Source organism: Arthrobacter sp. Leaf141 (genome assembly GCF_001424565.1).
In the GTDB taxonomy this organism is placed as follows: Bacteria; Actinomycetota; Actinomycetes; order Actinomycetales; family Micrococcaceae; genus Arthrobacter.
In genome coordinates this window covers 132,259-132,483 of record NZ_LMOL01000015.1, presented here as the reverse complement: position 1 = coordinate 132,483, position 225 = coordinate 132,259, and the positions used below count along the sequence as shown (strand labels likewise).

At 66.7% G+C, this 225-nt stretch carries 1 protein-coding gene; it reads left to right on the top strand.

The annotated features are described in order from the left end of the window. On the top strand, positions 1-225 hold a 225-nt coding region (locus tag ASF72_RS21020), incomplete at both ends, for a hypothetical protein (RefSeq protein WP_442854164.1).

Below are 225 nucleotides of genomic sequence, written 5' to 3'. Positions count from 1 at the left end.
GGTGCTCTCTTCGGAGTCCGAGACGTGGGATGCGTTGAAGGGTGCGGGGGACCTCCAGCTGACGGTGGTGGGGGACCAGCCCGTTGTTCTGGATGCTGCTGCCGGGAGGTTGTTCCTGCCCGGTGGCAGGCAGCTGGACCTGGCGGATGCGCGGGACGCGAAGCTGCAGGCGTCCGGTCCGGCGAGTGATTTTGTGGCGGTTGCCACGCAGAAGGCGTTGCTGAA